At 63.6% G+C, this 18,687-nt stretch carries 18 protein-coding genes; 10 read left to right on the top strand and 8 right to left on the bottom strand.

The window, feature by feature from the left end; translation table 11 throughout:
• Positions 1–3: 3 nt before the first annotated feature.
• Positions 4–447 (bottom strand): nuclear transport factor 2 family protein, encoded by a 444-nt coding sequence (locus BB28_RS11195; RefSeq protein ID WP_046253576.1) that lies wholly within the window; start codon positions 445–447, stop codon positions 4–6.
• 94 nt (positions 448–541) lie between these two features.
• Here BB28_RS11195 and BB28_RS11190 point away from each other — a divergent pair, with 94 nt between their 5' ends.
• Both BB28_RS11190 and BB28_RS11185 read left to right on the top strand, forming a co-directional pair.
• Positions 542–877: a YnfA family protein gene (locus BB28_RS11190; protein WP_046253575.1), complete on the top strand. Its 336-nt coding sequence runs from the start codon at positions 542–544 to the stop codon at positions 875–877.
• A complete protein-coding gene (locus BB28_RS11185) occupies positions 874–2,133 on the top strand; it encodes an APC family permease (protein ID WP_046253574.1) in 1,260 nt (419 codons plus the stop codon). Before BB28_RS11190 ends, BB28_RS11185 begins: the two co-directional genes overlap by 4 nt.
• Here BB28_RS11185 and BB28_RS11180 read toward each other — a convergent pair.
• Genes BB28_RS11180 through BB28_RS11155 form a run of 6 tightly spaced genes read right to left on the bottom strand, consistent with a single transcriptional unit; the run spans position 2,108 to position 7,036 of the window.
• Positions 2,108–3,106, bottom strand: a complete 999-nt coding sequence (locus BB28_RS11180) for a cation diffusion facilitator family transporter (protein WP_046253573.1) — start codon at positions 3,104–3,106, stop codon at positions 2,108–2,110. The genes BB28_RS11185 and BB28_RS11180 overlap by 26 nt on opposite strands.
• Positions 3,103–3,489: an ArsR/SmtB family transcription factor gene (locus BB28_RS11175; RefSeq protein WP_046253572.1), complete on the bottom strand. Its 387-nt coding sequence runs from the start codon at positions 3,487–3,489 to the stop codon at positions 3,103–3,105. The genes BB28_RS11180 and BB28_RS11175 overlap by 4 nt, the downstream gene beginning before the upstream one ends.
• 56 nt (positions 3,490–3,545) lie before the next feature.
• Positions 3,546–4,214, bottom strand: a complete 669-nt coding sequence (locus tag BB28_RS11170) for a cation efflux transmembrane domain-containing protein (protein WP_046253571.1) — start codon at positions 4,212–4,214, stop codon at positions 3,546–3,548.
• Positions 4,214–4,537, bottom strand: coding sequence for an ArsR/SmtB family transcription factor (locus BB28_RS11165; protein WP_046253570.1), 324 nt, complete (start codon positions 4,535–4,537; stop codon positions 4,214–4,216). Before BB28_RS11165 ends, BB28_RS11170 begins: the two co-directional genes overlap by 1 nt.
• A 43-nt stretch (positions 4,538–4,580) precedes the next feature.
• A complete protein-coding gene (locus BB28_RS11160) occupies positions 4,581–6,383 on the bottom strand; it encodes an N-acyl-D-amino-acid deacylase family protein (RefSeq protein ID WP_046253569.1) in 1,803 nt (600 codons plus the stop codon).
• Positions 6,384–6,406: 23 nt separating this feature from the next.
• The gene (locus BB28_RS11155) at positions 6,407–7,036 is read right to left on the bottom strand and encodes a TetR/AcrR family transcriptional regulator (protein WP_046253568.1); all 630 of its coding nucleotides are present in this window, start codon (positions 7,034–7,036) and stop codon (positions 6,407–6,409) included.
• A gap of 118 nt (positions 7,037–7,154) precedes the next feature.
• Between BB28_RS11155 and BB28_RS11150 the strand changes: the two genes are divergently transcribed.
• The 6 genes from BB28_RS11150 to BB28_RS11125 all read left to right on the top strand — a co-directional run bounded on the left by BB28_RS11150 (position 7,155) and on the right by BB28_RS11125 (position 16,138).
• Entirely contained in the window at positions 7,155–8,477 is a 1,323-nt protein-coding gene (locus BB28_RS11150) for a flavin-containing monooxygenase (protein ID WP_046253567.1), read from the top strand.
• A complete protein-coding gene (locus tag BB28_RS11145; protein WP_046253566.1) occupies positions 8,474–9,388 on the top strand; it encodes an alpha/beta hydrolase in 915 nt (304 codons plus the stop codon). The genes BB28_RS11150 and BB28_RS11145 overlap by 4 nt, the downstream gene beginning before the upstream one ends.
• Positions 9,381–10,976, top strand: a complete 1,596-nt coding sequence (gene fadD1, locus BB28_RS11140; protein ID WP_046253565.1) for a fatty-acid--CoA ligase FadD1 — start codon at positions 9,381–9,383, stop codon at positions 10,974–10,976. Before BB28_RS11145 ends, fadD1 begins: the two co-directional genes overlap by 8 nt.
• A 53-nt stretch (positions 10,977–11,029) precedes the next feature.
• On the top strand, positions 11,030–12,376 hold the full coding sequence (locus tag BB28_RS11135) for an HNH endonuclease signature motif containing protein (protein ID WP_046253564.1): 1,347 nt from the start codon (positions 11,030–11,032) through the stop codon (positions 12,374–12,376).
• Between the two features lie 100 nt (positions 12,377–12,476).
• On the top strand, positions 12,477–13,961 hold the full coding sequence (locus tag BB28_RS11130; RefSeq protein ID WP_046253563.1) for an amino acid permease: 1,485 nt from the start codon (positions 12,477–12,479) through the stop codon (positions 13,959–13,961).
• 68 nt (positions 13,962–14,029) lie between these two features.
• On the top strand, positions 14,030–16,138 hold the full coding sequence (locus tag BB28_RS11125) for a RecQ family ATP-dependent DNA helicase (RefSeq protein WP_046253562.1): 2,109 nt from the start codon (positions 14,030–14,032) through the stop codon (positions 16,136–16,138).
• A gap of 11 nt (positions 16,139–16,149) precedes the next feature.
• On the opposite strand, the gene BB28_RS11120 is transcribed toward BB28_RS11125, so the two are convergent.
• Entirely contained in the window at positions 16,150–17,367 is a 1,218-nt protein-coding gene (locus BB28_RS11120) for a CynX/NimT family MFS transporter (protein ID WP_046253561.1), read from the bottom strand.
• 135 nt (positions 17,368–17,502) lie between these two features.
• Here BB28_RS11120 and BB28_RS11115 point away from each other — a divergent pair, with 135 nt between their 5' ends.
• Entirely contained in the window at positions 17,503–18,207 is a 705-nt protein-coding gene (locus tag BB28_RS11115; RefSeq protein ID WP_046253560.1) for a FadR/GntR family transcriptional regulator, read from the top strand.
• A 6-nt stretch (positions 18,208–18,213) separates the two neighbouring features.
• Complete coding sequence (locus BB28_RS11110; RefSeq protein ID WP_046253559.1) at positions 18,214–18,687, top strand: copper chaperone PCu(A)C; 474 nt, start codon at positions 18,214–18,216, stop codon at positions 18,685–18,687.

Here is an 18,687-nt window from a genome sequence, read left to right as displayed (position 1 = left end):
GCCTCAGACCTTTCCCGTCGCGTCATAAATCCAGCTCATGTCCGCGCTCGCCAGGTCTTCCAACCATGATGGCGGCGCGACGTTCGTCAGTGCCCCCATGTCCCAGTAGTCCTTCCAGAGGGTGATCTTCCCGTCAATCACCTTGAGCACAGACGCAAAACGCAGCAGCGCGGTTTCCCCGGTAGTCCAGATCCATGTCTCGGAGTGCTCATACATCACGTCCTCACCATTGGCGACGATCAGCCCGTCATGGTGCACATAGTCCTTCAACGGCTCCAGACCGATCTTCAGACGCTTGACGATGTTCTCCGGCCCGCATGCTGCCGCGGTGGGGCCCACCGGCATGTCCAAGTAAATGCAATCATCGTCAAGAAACGTGGTGACCGCGTCCCAGTTTCTCTCCGAAAGCGCTACCCACAGACCGATAACCACCGACGCTGATGACATCCCGACAACTTTCCTTCCCCCGAAGTACAACGAGTCGAGATCCTACGATCCGCGCACCCGCAGCGGGTCCGATCTGGGCGATTAGGCTCACCCCATGCTCGTCGCAAAGTCGATGCTCTTGTTCGCGGCAGCCGCGGTCCTGGAGATCGGCGGCGCCTGGCTGGTATGGCAGGGGGTGCGCGAGCATCGCGGCTGGACATGGGTGGGATTCGGAGTCATCGCACTGGGCGCCTACGGATTCGTGGCGACCCTGCAACCGGATGCCCACTTCGGCCGCATCTTGGCGGCTTACGGTGGAGTGTTCGTTGCCGGCTCACTGTTGTGGGGAATGGTGATGGACGGCTTCCGCCCTGATCGCTGGGACATCGGCGGCGCGCTCGTCTGCCTGGCCGGGGTCGCCGTCATCATGTACATGCCCCGGAGCGTATGAACCACGCCGCGTCCGGCCCTCTGAGGCGAGAGCTGGGCACGTTCGATGCCGTCATGATCGGGTTGGGCTCCATGCTCGGCGCCGGAATCTTCGCAGCATTGGCGCCCGCAGCCCAATCGGCCGGGGCGGGCCTGTTACTCGGTTTGGCCGTCGCCGCGTTGATCGCCTTCTGCAACGCAACGTCCTCCGCCCGGCTGGCTGCGGTGTATCCCGCATCAGGCGGCACCTACGTGTACGGCCGCAAGCGTCTCGGCGACTTTTGGGGATATCTGGCCGGTTGGGGCTTCGTGGTCGGGAAAACCGCGTCATGCGCCGCCATGGCCCTGACCGTGGGCTTCTACGCGTGGCCTGCCCACGCACACGCCGTCGCCGTGGCGGCGGTGGTGGCCCTGACCGCCATCAACTATGCGGGAGTTCAAAAGTCGGCATGGGTGACACGCGCAATCGTGGCGATCGTGCTGTCGGTGTTGGCGGCGATTGTGGTCACGGCGTTCGGATCCGACGGCATCGATGTCGCGACCCTCGACATCACCGATGTGTCGATCACCGGGGTGCTGCAGGCCGCGGGCCTGTTGTTTTTCGCGTTCGCCGGATATGCCCGCATCGCGACTCTGGGTGAGGAGGTACGTGATCCGGCACGCACCATCCCCCGCGCGATCCCCATCGCGTTGGCGATCGCTCTGGTGGTGTATGCCGTTGTCGCCGTAGCGACATTGACGACGCTGGGTCCGGAGCGAATGGCGGAATCCGCGGCTCCCCTGCTCGACACCGTCACCGCGGCGGGTGTGCGGTGGATGGAACCGGTGGTGCGGATCGGCGCCATCGTGGCGGCGACGGGCTCGTTGCTGGCACTCATCCTCGGAGTCTCACGCACCACCTTCGCGATGGCGCGTGATCGCCATCTACCTCACGCCCTGGCCGCGGTGCACCCCAAGTACGGAGTACCGTACCGCGCTGAACTTCTTGTCGGTCTCGTGGTTTCGATCCTGGCAGCCACCGCCGACCTGCGCGGCGCGATCGGGTTCTCGTCCTTCGCGGTGTTGGTGTACTACGCGGTGGCCAATGCCTCGGCGTGGACACTCGCCCCCGCCGAGGGGCGACCGCCGCGAATAGTTCCGGCGCTCGGTCTGGCCGGCTGCGTGGTCGTTGCCCTCGCACTGCCACGGCCTTCGGTGGTCGCCGGCGCCGCCGTGCTGGCGGTCGGCATCGTCCTCTACGCCGTCCGCCGCCTCAGTGACCCGGGTACGCGTGAATAAGAGCGCTGTCCAGCTTTGACACCGCATGAGTCAGTTCATGTTCGGCAACATGAGCGATCCGGTGCGCTTCAGCCAGGCTGATGTCCGGGTCGACATCGAGTTCGGCATCCGCGTGGAGGCGATGCCCGATCCATCGCAGCCGCACGCTGCGTACTGTTCGCACACCCGGCTGAGCCACCAACGCCGTTTCCGCGGCATCCACCAACGCGGGGTCCACACCGTCCATCAACCGCCGGAATACATCTCGGACCGCTATGCGCAGCACCACGAGAATCGCCACGGTGATGACCAATCCAATGATCGGATCCGCCAAGGGATATCCCAATGCGACACCGCCGGCACCCAGCACCACGGCCAGTGAGGTGAACCCGTCGGTGCGCGCATGCAGGCCATCGGCGACCAGCGCCGCCGAACCGATTCGCCGACCCACCCTGATCCGGTAGAGGGCCACAAGTTCGTTCCCCACGAACCCGACCACTCCGGCCGCCGCCACCCAACCCAGATGGCCGATCTGCACCGGGTGGATCAGACGCATCACCGCCTCGTAGCCCGCGACCACGGCCGACAGCGCGATCATCGATACGACGAACAGGCCGGCCAGATCCTCGGCACGCCCAAATCCGTAGGTGTATCGCCTTGTCGCAACCCGCGTTCCGAGTGCGAAGGCTATCCACAGCGGCACCGCCGTGAGCGCGTCGGAGAAGTTATGAATGGTGTCGGCGGCGAGGGCCACAGAACCGGAAACCACCACGATCACCACTTGAAACCCAGCCGTCAGCAGCAACGCGGCCAGGCTGATCTTCACCGCCCGAGTTCCAGCCGCACTGGAACTGAGAGCATCGTCGATGCTGTCGGCGGCATCGTGACTGTGTGGAGACACGATCTCGGCCAGCATCCCCTTCAACCCACCGACATGATGATGGTCATGATCATGGTGATCGTGATGGGCGGGCTGGTTTCGGGTGTGACTCATTTCTTACCAACCTTTTTCACGGATCCGGCGGTATGCAGCACGGCCTCGGCGCGGTGATGCGGCGGGATTCCCGGACCCGCATGCTCGGCGTTGTGGACGGCATCGGTCACCAACTGCTCGACGTGTTCGTTTTCCAGGCTGTAATAAACGGTGGTGCCGTCGCGACGAGTCCGGACCAACCGGGCCATACGTAACTTCGCCAAATGCTGCGATACCGAGGGCGCCGGTTTGCCGACGTGGTCGGCCAGCTCATTGACCGATAACTCGCCGCCAGTCAGTGCCCACAACACCCGAACCCGGGTGGCATCGGCAAGCATTCGAAATACTTCGACTACCAGCCCAACCTGCTCATCACCCAATGGCGAACTGTCAGCATTCACCATGACGCTCCTCTACTGCATATCTGCATTGATACGCAGATAGTAGACCATGGAGCTCGTCAGTGCTCGCAGCACCCACATCCGTCGGCGGCGGCACTCCCCGGCACCGACGTGATCATTGGTGCGCAGCAGGATTCGCCCTTCCAGGCGTTCATGCCCTCACGCACCGCGATGGCAGCGATCACGAGCGCCGCGACCGGGTCCGCCCATGACCAGCCGAAGAGGGAGTTGACAAGCAGTCCTACCAGCAAGACCGCCGACAGATATGTGCACAGCAGCGTCTGCTTGGAATCGGCCACCGCCGACGCAGATCCCAGCTCACGACCCGCCCGGCGTTGCGCCCAGGACAGCACCGGCATGACCGCGAGGCTCACCGCCGCCAGCGCGATACCGATCGTCGAATACCGAGCCTCGCCGATACCTGCCAGCGACCGGATCGACTCCACCGTCACATACGCGGCCAGCGCAAAGAATGAGAACGCGATGGCCCGCAACGCAGCCTTCTCCCTGGTCTGCGGATCCTTGGCACTGAATTGCCACGCCACCGCAGCGGCCGAAGACACCTCGATGACCGAATCCAAGCCGAACCCGATCAGCGCGGTCGAGGACACCCGCGCACCTTCCGAAAGGGCGACGACGGCCTCGATGACGTTGTAGGTGATGGTGGCGGTGACGAAAAGCCGAACCCTGCGATTGAGCACGCCTCGGCGCTGGGACGTAAGCACCATCAGCAGCAACCCTCATCAGCCGGGCAGCAGGACGGATCGACCGTCAGCACCAAGTTCACCAAGTCATCCAGGGCGTGGGCGATCCGCGCATCGGCCAGCTCGTAACGGGTGCGCCGACCCTCTGGAACGGCGACGACAAGTCCGCAACCGCGAAGACACGCAAGGTGATTCGAGGTGATCTGACGCGATACCCCAACCTCCTCGGCGAGCTCCGAAGGGTAACCGGGCCGCGATCGCAGGCTCAGCAGGATCGCCGAGCGCGTCGGGTCCGACAGTGCCGATCCAAATCTCGTCAGGGCATCACGGTGGACCAGGGTCTCCATGACATGGATAGTACATCTTCTGCTGTATTCAGATCCAGATGTACTAACTGGCGGCCGGTACGTGCCCCGCCGACGCCGAACGTGCCTTCTGCCCGGCACGCAGAAAGACTCCCGTTCGCTCCTTTCCGAGAATTTCGGTGGGCATGCCGTCGACCACGACGCCGTGTCCGCCGACCAGTACCGAGCAGACTGTCGCATCATTGCGATTGACCATCCGCGACAATCCCCCGTAAGCGGCCACAGACTGCTCGGCATACTCGGTCAGGGATCCATCGAGCTTCTCCGGATCAAGGACGAAAAGATCTGCGCGGTCGCCGATTCGGAGATGACCGGCATCGATCTGGTACCAGTCCGCGAGTTCACCTGTCAGTCGGTGCACGGCCTGCTCGATGGTCATGAACGGCTGTCCGGCCAGTTGCGCCTCGTGCACATGCCTCAATAGCCGCAGCCCGAAGTTGTAGAAGGCCATGTTCCGCAGGTGAGCACCGGCATCGGAGAAGCCGAGCTGGATGCCGGGATCTTGCGCGAGCTGCCTGAGCACCTCGGGACGATGATTGGAAATAGTGGTGCGCCAGCGGATGGCGGTGCCGTGTTCGAGCACCAGATCAAGGAACGCGTCGACAGGGTGCAGGCCCCCGCGGTCCACACCGACCTGGCCGAAAGACTTGCCGACGACCGAGGCATCAGGGCAGGCAACGATCTCGGCATCGAAGAAGTCTCTGTGCCAGACCCTTACACCGAACTTGCTCTCGTACTCCTTGCGGAACCGGCGACGGTACTTCTCGTCGCGCAGCAGATCATTGCGCTCCACTTCGTTGCGCAAGTGCAAGGCTGCGGCCCCCGCACCGAATTCTTCGAAGATCACCAGGTCGATACCGTCCGCATAGACCTCAAATGGCACGGGTAGATGCTGCCAGCGGAAATTGCCACCCAGTTTGTTGATGATGCGGGCGAGCGGCCCCATCGCTCTGATCGCATACGGGTTGGCCTTGATATCGGCCGCCGAGAGCAGCGACGTCGATAGCCGCTTGCGCAGAATGCCCAGAGACTGGACTGCCTGCGACAACACGTTCAACGGATTCTCGATGTCCGGACCGGATTGCAGCGCCCGATTCCTTTGGCGAAGCTGGGATTTGAGCTTTCGCAGCTCACGCGGCTTGGCATAGGTAGACGGCAGCGTCCGAGACCGGCACACATCGCCGTCCAGCTTGTCGAAGAGCAGCTGCTGAGAGGACATGCCGACAAAACCGGCATCGAGGGCCTCGGTCAACCACCTGTCCATCTGCGACTGCTCATCGGGCGTGGGCCGTTCGTTCTTGCGGGTGGCGCGATCCAAACCCATCACCGCCGCGCGCATATCCGAATGCCCCAGGAACGTCGCAATGTTCGGCCCCAGCGGAAGCGACTCCAGCGCCGCGATGTACTCACGCGCATTCGTCCATGTCTTGTGCCGATCCATCGCCCCGATGACGTGATCGCGCGGTATCGCCTCCACCCTGCCGAAGATGTCCCCGGCATCGACGCCGTTGACATGCACCACGGACAGCGAGCAAGAACCCAGTAGCACCGTTGTCACGCCGTGCCGCACCGACTCCGACAGTGCGGGGGCGGCGAGGACTTCCACGTCGTAATGCGTGTGGACGTCCACCAACCCCGGGAGCACCCATTTTCCCGTCGCATCGATGACGTGCGGACAGTTCGTGACATCGAGGTCGCCGTGCGAGATCGCGACAATATGGCCGTCCTTGATGCCGATGTCTCGGACAGCCGATGCCGCGCCGGTTCCATCGAACCATCGCCCATTTTTGATCACCGTGTCGAACTGCACGTCGTTGTGCGAAGCCATAGTCGACTCTCCTTGTGTTACTGCTATTTCACGGGCGCTATGCGAAGCGCCGGTAGGACATATCTGCGGAAGTGGCGGCGCAGCGAGGCAGGATCATCCGGGTCCATGTGGTTCCCGGGCACGCTGCCCAGACTGATCATCACACGGGCGATCCACTCGCTTGCTTCCTCAATGTCTGTGCGCGCGTGTATCTCTCCGGCAGCGCGGGCCGCCTCGAGGTACGGACGCCAGAATCCGGCGAGATCGGGCACCAGTCCCTGCACGCCCGCGCCTGCGCAGGCCATGAACTCTTCGGGCTCGCGTACTCGCATCCGCATGAGCAGGGTGCCGGGATCGTCGTATGCACGGCGGCCGATCTTCACCCCGGCCACCAACCGAGCTTCGAACCCGTCGATATCCGCAAGCTCCGCCGCGGACTGAGCCCAGCTGATCTCGATCAATCGGATGATCGCGGCACCCACCAAAGTCTGTTTATCCGGGAAGTGGCGGTACAGCCAGGAACGCGATACACCAGCTTCCTCCGCCACGTCCGTCATCGTTGTTGCCCGAATTCCCTTGTCGGCCAATATCTTCTCGGCAGCATCGAGCAGTCGGGCGGCCACTGAATCCCCATCGGGGTCAGGTATCGAACCTTCATCGAACACCGCAGTCATGCACTCAATGTAGACAAGCTGTGGACACATTTCAAGATCTGTGTACACTTCGGATGGACAGATTTCCGAAACTGTTCACACGCGACCGCAATGCCGCGGCCGGACCCCAAGGAGTCCCATGACCCGACCCAACACCGCGATCATCGGTGCCGGAATCAGCGGACTGACGTCCGCGAAGATGCTGTCCGACTACGGAATCCCCTATACCTGTTTCGAAGCGTCCGATCGTATTGGTGGGAACTGGGCATTCGGCAATCCCAACGGCCACAGCAGCGCATACCGCTCCCTGCATATTGATACCTCGCGGCATCAGCTCTCCTTCCGAGACTTCCCCATGCCCGACAGCTACCCGCATTTTCCTCACCACACCCTGATCAAGCGGTACCTCGAGGACTACGCGACGGCCTTCGATCTCAAGTCCCATATTGAATTTCAGAACGGCATCGTCCACGCCGAGCGCTTGTCAACCGGTGGCTGGGAACTACTGACGCAGAAGGGTGAACGCCGATTGTTCGACCTTCTCGTCGTCGCCAATGGACATCACTGGGACCCCAGATATCCCGATTTTCCCGGCACCTTCACCGGCACCACGTTGCACTCTCACCACTACATCGATCCCCGCACTCCCCTGGATCTCATGGACAAACGGATCCTGGTGGTGGGCCTGGGTAACAGCGCCGCCGATATCGCGGTAGAGCTATCGTCCCGGGCTACCGGAAACACCGTCGCCCTCTCCACCCGGTCCGGCGCCTGGATCGTCCCCAAGTACGTGGCCGGCCAGCCCGCCGACAAGTACTTCCGCACCAGCCCACACATACCGATGTCATGGCAACGCAAGCTCTTTCAGATGATGCAGCCCCTCATGTCGGGACGCCCCGATCAGTTGGGGCTACCGATGCCGAACCATAAATTCGGCGAGGCACATTTCACTCAATCCGTCGAACTCCCGCTGCGACTTGGATCCGGAGACATCGCTCCCAAGCCGAACATCGATCGACTGGACGGTGACACCGTGCACTTCGAAGACGGCACGTCCGCGGACTTCGACGTGATCATCTTCGCCACGGGTTACAACATCACCTTCCCGTTCTTCGATCCGGAATTTCTCAGTGCGCCAGATAACCGCATCGATCTGTACAAACGGATGTTCAAACCCGGACTGGACGACCTGATCTTCGTCGGCCTGGCGCAGGCCGTTCCATCCTTGTTCCCGTTTGTCGAATGCCAGGCACGACTGGTGGGCGCCTATGCGGCAGGCAAGTACCGGCTGCCCTCGATCCATGAGATGCACGAGGTGATCGAGGCGGAACATCGCAAGTACACCGGGCACATGCTTGATCGCCCGCGCCACACGCAGCAGTTGGACTATTTCCTCTACGAACACGATATGAGAACCAGAGAGATCCCCCGCGGATTCGCGCGGGCAAGGGGTGCCGCATGAACCGGCAGAACATCCGATTCAACAGCCACGGAATCGATTGTGATGCATGGCTGTATCGTTCGCAGACGGCAACAGACCAGGCCCCCGTCGTGGTGATGGCACACGGACTGGGCGGCACCAAGGATTCGGGACTGGAAGCCTTCGCGGTGCGGCTCGCCGGCGCGGGCATGCACGCCTTCGCGTTCGACTATCGCGGCTTCGGATCCTCCGACGGTTTTCCCCGGCAACAGGTTTCGTTCAGCCATCAGATCGGCGACTATCACGCAGCCGTGAACACCGCCGCCCGCCTCCCCGGTGTTGATCCCAGGCGGGTCGTTTTGTGGGGTGTATCCCTCGCCGGCGGGCACGTACTGGCGGTCGCCGGTTCGCGAAACGATATCGCGGCCGTCGTCTCGGTGACGCCGCTGGTGGACGGCATCGCGGCCGCGCGCTCGGCGATGAGTGAACACAGCGCCAGCACCTTGGCACGCTCGGCGCTCACCGGTATCCGCAGCCGGATGGGACGCCACCAGCAGACCATTCCGATCGTCGGGCATCCGGGAGAACTCGCCGCGTTGACATCGGACGGGTACTACGAGGCGCATCTGGCGATCGCGGGACCCTCTTGGCGCAATGAGATCGACGCGACGGTGGGCACTCAACTTGCCGCGTACCGTCCCACCCGCCATGCCGCGCGGATCAACTGCGCCACGCTGGTACAGATCGCCGACTTCGATCGGGCCGCACCACCGCACGCCGCCGCCAAGGCAGCCTTCAAGGCACGGGCCGAGGTGCGCCACTACCCCTGTGATCACTTCGGCGTCTATCAGGGACAGGAGTGTTTCGACTCCGTCGTTTCCCATCAAATAGGCTTTCTGACAAGACATCTTGATGTCCGATCGGCGTCGCTAACCGAAGCAGTTCATGGCTGAGACCATTCAGCAGTTGGTGCGTGACCGGGCTACCGATGACGGCGTTGCGCTCGTGTATCGAGGCGCGAAGTGGACCTGGCGCGAGTATGTGGCGGAGGCGGCTCGCCAGGCGGCGGCACTGATTCGGCTGGCCGACCCGCACCGGCCCCTTCACGTCGGCACCCTGCTGGGCAATACGCCAGCGATGGCGATTGCGATGGCTGCGGCCGCTCAGGGCGGATACATCCTGTGCGCGATCAACAACACTCGTCGTGGCGAGGGTTTGGTGCGCGATATCCGCAAGGCGGATGTACAGATACTGCTTGTGGACAGCGAGCATCACCCTCTGCTCGAATCGTTGGATCTATCTGACGTCGTCGTGATCGATGTCGACGGACCGGGCTGGCGCCACGATGTCGAGGCGGCCGGCGAACTGGAGCCGTATCGGGCTGCCACGGACCTTGACCCATTCATGATGATCTTCACCTCAGGGACCAGCGGTGACCCGAAGGCAGTTCTCGTGACACACATGATGGTGCTCATCGCGGCCCAGTCGCTGGTGTCCCGGTTCTCGCTGTCCCCCAACGATGTCTGCTACGTCTCGATGCCGTTGTTTCATTCGAATGCCGTGTTGGCCGGATGGGGTGTCGCGATTGCGGCGGGTGCCGCACTGGCCCCGGCGAAATTCTCCGCATCGAGCTTTCTCCAAGACATCCGGGAGGTCGGCGCCACCTACATGAACTACGTCGGCAAGCCACTGGCATATCTCCTCGCCACACAAGAACGGCCCGACGATGCGGACAACCCATTGCGGGTGGCGTTCGGGAACGAGGCCTGCGATAACGACATTGACCAGTTCGCTCGACGATTCGATGTCACGGTGTACGACGGATTCGGTTCGACGGAGAATGCCGTCATCGTCACCCGGGAGGAGGGTACGCCGACGGGTTCCATCGGCAAGGGCTTCCCCGGCGTCGCGATTTACGACTCCGACACGTTGATCGAATGCGCCGTGGCCCGGTTCGATCCGCACGGCATCCTGGTCAATTCCGATGAAGCCGTCGGTGAGTTGGTGAATACCCAAGGGGCAGGCTTTTTCTCGGGGTACTACAACGACGATGACGCTACCGGTGAACGGATGCGCCACGGCATGTATTGGTCGGGCGACCTCGCCTACCGGGACGCAGACGGCTGGATCTACCTAGCAGGGCGGACGGCCGACTGGATGCGGATCAATGGCGAGAACCTGGCGGCGGCACCCATCGAACGGATCGTGCAGCGGCACCCCGCAGTGAGCCAGGTGGCCGTGTACGCCGTCCGCGACGCCGCCGGGGGCGACGAGGTGATGGCCGCGCTGGTGCTGCGGGAGCCGTTGACGCCGTCGGGTTTCACCGCGTTTCTAGCAGCCCAGGAGGATCTGCCACGCACCGGCTGGCCGCGATATGTGCGCTTGGCGCCAGGGCTCCCGTCCACCGCGACCAACAAGGTTCTCAAGCGTGTGCTGATTTCGCAGGGCCTTGATGTCGGGGACGACGAGCTGTGGCACCGCGACGAACGAATACCTGCCCTGGCAGCATCCCCAACGGGCTATGTTTCCAGAGTGACTTGAGTTGTTCGCTAAAGCCATTGCGCGGCTGAATTTTCCACACTAAACTCGAACATATGTTCGATGGATTGGCAGACGGTGGACTGATCGATGTGATCAGCTCCTCGCAGCGCGCGGAGGCGCAGGCAGCCGCGCGACGACTCTCTGCCATTGGGGTACTGGTGGATCGCCATGCGGACCCCGAGCAACAGGATCCTCGTGACAGGTTTGCGGTGGACCGCTGGGACGAGGTTGCCGCGCAAGTGGCCGCCGCACAGGGCATCACCCATGCGTTGGCCTCACATCAGATGCGCTACGCCTACGTACTACGCCATCGGCTGCGTGCCGTGGCACAGCGATTCGCCGCCGGGGACATCGACTTTCGCACCGTCGCGTTGATCATCGGACGCACCGAACTACTGGAAGACGATGCCCTGGTCACCGCCGTCGATGCGGCGATCTGCGAAGCACTGCCCCGCTGGGAACGCTGGTCGATCAAACGGATCACCGCCGCGCTAGACGCGCTGATCTACCGCCACGACCGTGACGCGGTGCGCCGCACCAAAACCGCCACCGACGACCGCCACCTCGAGATCCGGCCCCTCGATACCGGAGACCCCCTGGCCGAGGTCTGGGGCGTACTGCAGACCCCACATGCCGTGGCACTCGATAAACGCCTCGAACAGTTGGTCGCCACCGTCTGCCCCGCCGACCCGCGCACCAAAGCCCAACGGCGTGCCGATGCCATCGGCGCCCTCACTCAGGGCCTGGATCGGATGCGCTGCACCTGCGATAACCCCGGCTGCACTGGAGTAGCCATCGCCGACACCCCCGTCATCGTGCACCTAGTCGCCAATCAGGACACCCTGGAAGACCCCGAAAACCTTGAGCCCGCACAGGTATCCGGATTCGGAGTCATCAATAGCGCTCAGGCTCGCCACATCGCCAACCAACCCGGTACCCGGATCCGCACCCTGCACGCCAAGGACACCGACCGCTATCGGCCCACCCGCACCCTCGACACCTACATCCGGTGTCGTGATCAGATGTGCCGCTTCCCCGGCTGCTCACACCCCGCCGATGCCGCAGACCTGGACCACAGCGTCGCATACGCCGACGGCGGCCGTACCTCAGTAGAGAACCTGAAGGCGTTGTGCCGCAAACATCATCTACTGAAAACCTTCTGCGGATGGCGTGAAATTCAGGAGCCGGACGGCACCGTCATCTGGAAAGCGCCCACCGGACACACCTACCCCACTACCCCTGCCGGCGGGCTACTGTTCGCCAATCTCAGCAGGTCCCGCACCCGCGCCCGGGACCGTCAACAACGCCGCACCGCAGAACGAAATCTCAACCAAAGACAGCGACTACAACGCGAGCACGCACTAGCCGCACGCGCCAAGGCGAATCCACCGCCGTTCTAACCGGCGAGATAGCGCTACCCGGTGGAGGAAGCGGAATCGCGCAGCATGTTCGTAACATCGTTGTTCCAGTCAGCAACTTTCCGATCGCTACGGTCGCACGATGACGTCCCCGGCAACATATGACACATCAGCTCCCGCCCCTGAGGAACAGGGGTACCACAAGGGGTTGAAGAACCGGCAAGTCCAAATGATCGGCATCGGAGGTGCCATCGGCACGGGGCTGTTCATGGGAGCCGGTGGCCGGTTGCACAGCGCGGGACCGGGCTTGTTCTTGGTCTATGCGGTCTGCGGCGTGTTCGTGTTCTTCATCCTGCGTGCGTTGGGCGAGCTGATCTTGCACCGGCCGTCCTCGGGATCCTTCGTGTCGTACGCCCGCGAATTTCTCGGTGAGAAGGCGGCATATGTCGCGGGCTGGATGTACTTCTTCAACTGGGCCGCCACCGCCATCGTCGATGTCACCGCCATCGCGCTGTACATGCACTACTGGAGCGCCTTCAAGGCCATCCCTCAGTGGTCCATCGCACTCATTGCCTTGGTCATCGTGCTGACCATGAACACCATCAGCGTCAAACTGTTCGGCGAGATGGAATTCTGGGCGGCTCTGATCAAAGTGGTTGCCATCATGGGGTTCCTGGTCATCGGGACGGTCTTCCTGGCGGGCCGCTTCGCGGTCGAGGGCGCCAGCACAGGACCATCGGTGATCGCGGACAACGGCGGCCTACTGCCCACCGGTCTGATGGCCCTGGTCATCGTCACCTCGGGAGTCGTCTTCGCCTACTCAGCTGTCGAACTGGTCGGCATCGCCGCCGGCGAGACCGAGAACCCGGAAAAGGTGATGCCCCGGGCCATCAACTCAGTGGTGTTCCGGGTCGCGGTCTTCTACGTGGGTTCGCTCATCCTGCTGGCACTGCTGCTGCCCTACGGAACCTACAAGGCCGGCGAGAGCCCCTTCGTCACCTTCTTCTCCCGGATAGGCGTGCCGTACGCCGGCGATGTCATGAACTTCGTGGTGCTGACAGCCGCACTGTCCAGCCTGAACGCGGGCCTGTACAGCACGGGGCGCATTCTGCGGTCCCTCGCGATGAATGGCAGTGCACCAAAAGTGTTGTCACGTATGACCTCTGGCGGAGTGCCCTTCATGGGCATCGCGGTCACCGGCGCCCTCACACTTGTCGGCATATTCATGAACCTGGTCATTCCCGCCGAAGCCTTCGAAACCGCTCTGGATTTGGCGGCACTGGGGATCATCTCGTCGTGGGCCACCATCGTGATCTGCCAGATCCAGCTGTACCGATGGTCGCAGCGAGGCCTCCTGCAGCGGGGCAGTTTCCGGATGCCCGGAGCCCCGTACACCGGGTACCTGACACTGGCGTTCCTGACGGCCGTGGTGGTGTTGATGTGTTACGAAAACGCGTGGAACCTGATCGCGATCGTGGTACTGGTCCCCGTACTGACCGCCGGCTGGTACCTGTGCCGTGGTCGCGTCCTGCAGCTCGCGCAGGAACGCATCGGATACACCGGCGCATACCCGGTGATAGCGCACACTCCCATGCTCGACGACCCGCCGGGCGGTCGGGACGGGTAGCGGCAACGGTTGGAGCGGCCTTGTAGGTTGCGATCAACCGGTAGTCGGATAGGAGGGGGACCTGAGGCATGGGCCAACTGAATGGGGCCAGGGCAGATCAGGCCCGAGAGGTGATCGAGGCGCTGGCCGGTCCCGGTGCAGTCCTGCGGGAAGATCAAGAAACCGCAGTGACAGCACTACTGGAGCCCGCAGCTCGGGTGCTGGTGGTCCAAGCCACGGGTTGGGGCAAGTCCGCGGTGTATTGGGTCGCGACAGCGATCCGGCGTTCCGAGGGCGCCGGTCCGGCACTGATCGTCTCGCCGCTGCTATCTCTGATGCGCGATCAAGTCGCTGCCGCCGCTCGGGCAGGGCTGCGCGCCGCGACGCTCAACTCGTCGAACTTCGACGACTGGAGTTCGATCGAGGCGCGGCTCGTGGCCGGTGACATCGACGTGCTTCTCGTGTCGCCCGAGCGGCTGGCCAACCCTTCTTTTGGCCGTAGGGTGCTGGCCGCACTCGAAGGCTCCATGGGGCTGCTGGTCATCGACGAGGCGCACGCGGTATCGGACTGGGGACACGATTTTCGTCCCGACTACCGCCGGGTCTCCGACGTGCTCACCCGGATGAATCCGGATACACCGGTACTGGCCACCACCGCCACCGCGAACGCGCGAGTCACCGAAGACGTGGCGACCCAGCTGGGCGACGCCACCCTTGTTCTCCGGGGACCGCTAGCCCGTCGCTCATTGCAGCTCAACGTGTTGCCACCGATGTCGCCGCTGGCACGCTATGCCTGGGTGGCTCAGCATCTCGACGAGCTACCGGGGTCGGGCATCGTCTATGTGCTCACCGTCGCCGATGCGCAACGGCTCGTGAACGCCATCCACGCGGTACACCCACAGGCGAAAGTCGCTGCGTACACGGGCCAACTCGACGCGGACGCGCGAGCCCGGCTAGAGGACGCACTACGTGAGAACCAGATCAAGGCGCTGATCGCCACGTCTGCCCTGGGAATGGGGTTCGACAAGCCCGACCTCGGATTCGTAGTCCACATCGGCTCACCGCCATCACCGGTCGGCTACTACCAGCAGGTGGGACGCGCCGGCCGCGCCATCGACCATGCGGCAGTCGTGCTGCTTCCCTCGGAATCGGACGCCGGTATATGGGACTACTTCACCACCGCTTCGATTCCAGATCCCAAGCAGATGGACACGGTGCTCACCGCTCTGGCCGGTGAGACGCGCGATGGTGAGGGATCGGTATCGGTAAACACGCTCGAAGCCAAGACAGGTATTCGGCGCGCACGAATCGAGCTCATGGTCAGACAACTCGCCGTCGACGGCGCGGTGGAGCGGGTCGACGGCGGCTGGCGATCTACCGGTAGCCCTTGGCATTTCGACACAGAGCACTACGACGGCATCATTGCCACCCGCCGCCGCGAGGCCGACATCATGAAGGCCTATACACGTGGAGAGCGCTGCCTCATGCAGCTGCTCACGGAATCACTCGACGACCCCCAGGCGGCATCCTGCGGACGGTGTTCGGTGTGCCTGGGGCAGACACCCGATGGGCTTGGATCGCCCGCGTCCGCCGAGCTGATGCAGATGGTCGCGGCCACCCTGCGCACCGACTCCACGATGCTTGAACCCCGAAAGATGTGGCCTGGCGGAGAGTTCGGTACCCGCGGCAAGATTCCAGCGGACCTGCTCGCCGAGCCCGGCCGCGTGCTGGTCCATGCCGATGCTCCGGAGTGGAGCGGGGTAATCGTCGCTGCGGTAACGGGCGAGCCCGAGGCGATCGAAGTCCTGACCCAGGCCGCGGTTTCCACGCTCGCTCGATGGCGCGACGAATGGGTCGCCCGCCCCGAGATCGCGGTGTCGCTACAGCTGACCGGTACGCCCAATCCGGTGCGGCCGTTGACCGAACGAATTGCCGCGATCGGTTGCCTACAGCACGCGACGATGCCGACGGTTGCGGGTAGGGCTCCGGGCCGTGATTCCTCCGGCGGCGAGGAAGCCGCCTATTGGCGTGACGCGATCAGCACAGACGACTCGCTCCGAGACATGGTCAACGGCCGATGCGTGCTGCTGGTGACAGACTCGACATCTACCCGATGGCCCATCACCGTTGCCGCCGCCCATCTGCGGAAGGCCGGAGCGCGAGCGGTACTGCCACTGCTCATCCACCAACCCGCCTGATCCGGCTCGGTTCAGCGGCCCCAGGTGTCTTCCAGCATGCGCGGCTTGCACGCCTGGAAGGCACCTATGCCCAGCACGGTGATCGCGACAAGCAGAAGGCCGAACGGCGCGTACCAACCGCCGGTCACATCGTGCAGCACGCCAAACAGCAAGGGGCCCAAGCACGCGACGGCATAGCCAACCCCCTGGGTAAACCCGGACAACGCCGCGGAACCGGCAGGCGTGCGGGTGCGCAGGTTCACCAGTGTCAAGCCCAACGGGAAGGTGGAAGGCCCGAATCCGAGCGCGATCACCCACACAGCGGTGGCGGTCATCGGCATCCACAACAGCCCGGCGAATCCGACGAGGAAGCAGACCAGGCAGGCCACCACCAGCGGGAACGGGTTACGCATCCGGGCTGCCAATGGCGGGATTGTCAGCGTGCCAACGAATCCCACTGCCGAGAAGATGGCCACCATGACGCCCCCCAGCGCGGCACTGCCGCCGGCTGAGGTGAGAATCGCCGGAATCCAGGTGAACATGGAATACGTGACCAGGGATGTCATACCGAACATACCGGCCATGCCCCACGCCAACGGTGATCGCCAAACTTGGCCCACCGCAGACGGATCCGCATGCGGCTCGGCGGAATGGTCCTCGACATCATGGCCGCGGCGCGCGATGACGACACCGATCCACGGCAGCAGCGCTGCGACCGGCACAAGCATCCACGCCGCCAGCGAGAATCGCCAACCGTAGGTGTCAGCGAGGGGCACCGCGGTCAACGCCGGGACCGTGGTGCCGATCTGCAACACCGTGAGATAGGAAGCGCTCATCAGCGCGACACGGTGCGAGAAGTACCGCTTGACCAACGGCGGGATCACGACGTTGCCGATGCCCATGCCGAGCAGAGCCAGGCAGGACAGCACCAACAAACCGCCGGTTGAGTTCATCGCGGGCCGTGCCGCCATACCGATCACGGTGGCCACCACCGCGGCGAGTGTCGTGCGCTCCAGACCGAAACGCTCGGTGAGTGCGGGTGTCACCAGTCCCGCGACGGCGAACATGGCCGTCGGCAGCATCCCGAACACACCGATCACCGCAGACCCGAACCCGATCTCGTGTGAGATCTGGGTCAGCAGCGGCGTCAGCGAGGTGACCGCGGAACGAAGGCACAGCGCGAACAACAGGATCGCGACCAGCACCATGAGGCGACCGCGGCGCAGCGCGGTCGCCGATACGGCCCGCATCGAATCGTGCGTGGCGGTTCCGGTGTCTTGCGCAGCCGTAGTCAACGTTCATCCTCCTGTATGCCCCGGCAAATCATAGGATGAATGGATGAATGGGTTCAAGGTGATTTCCACCGCACGCTACGATGAGCCCTCATGCAGCCGGTCCGTCGCCAAACACTGATTGGCCAGGTCACCGAGCAACTCCGCGAGGAGATTCTGTCGGGACGCTGGGCCATCGGCGCGCGCATTCCGACCGAACCTGAATTGTGCGAGCTCACCGGGACCTCCCGCAACACAATTAGAGAGGCGGTCCAGGCCCTGGTACATGCCGGGATGCTGGAACGGCGCCAGGGGTCCGGCACCTATGTGCTCTCGATGGGCGGAAGCGGCTCGGCCATCGCCGACTACTTCGCGGCCGCCAATGACCGCGATCTGATCGAACTGCGGCAGACCCTTGAGGTGACCGCCGCCGGGCTCGCCGCCCAGCGACGTGATGAGGATGACATCGAGCACCTGCGCGCCCTGCTGCAACGCCGCAACGCGCTATGGGCGCCCCACCACGTCGCACCCCAGGATGTCGAGGACGCCATCTCCACCGACATCGCGGTGCACCGGGCCGTGGTGGCCGCAAGCCACAATGCCCTCTACCTGGAACTTTACGATTCACTGCTGGGCCTGATGGACCATTACATGCGAGGAAACCCGATAGGCGCGGAGTGCTCGTTCGAGCACGAACACACGATGCTCGTCGAGGCTGTCATCGCCGGCGATATCGACGCCGCCACGACCGCCACCGAACGGCTTTTCACCGAGCTGAGCCTGCGCCGCCGGAACTTTCCGTCACCGGCACACGACTAGCTGAACGTGAAGATCGTCATCCCGGCAGCAGTCGCGCTGTCCTTGCTCGCCGGTTGTTCGGCGCATGAGTCCACATCCGCCAGCCAGGCCACGCAAGCTTCGGCAGTCACCATCACCGACCAGTGGGCCAAGTCCGCTCCCGACGGCTCCATGACGTCGGTGTTCGGCACCGTGCACAACAACGGTTCCAGTGAGGCGCGCATCGTGTCCGCCACCTCACCGGCCGCCCGGTCTGTCGAGCTCCACGAGGTGACTCCCGGCGGATTGATGCGCCCCAAGGAGGGCGGGGTCGCCATTCCCGCCAACGGCGAGCACAAGCTCTCCCCCGGCGGCGATCACGTCATGCTCATGGGACTGACCACGCCCCTGCGCCCGGGCCAAGACGTCGTCATCACGCTGGCCTTCCAGGATGGCTCGACCAAGCCCCTGACCGCCCAGATCCGCGACTTCGCAGGCGGCAACGAGAACTACCAGCCCTGA

This window comes from Mycobacteroides chelonae CCUG 47445 (assembly GCF_001632805.1).
GTDB lineage: Bacteria > Actinomycetota > Actinomycetes > Mycobacteriales > Mycobacteriaceae > Mycobacterium > Mycobacterium chelonae.
This window is presented reverse-complemented; position numbering and strand designations above follow the sequence as displayed.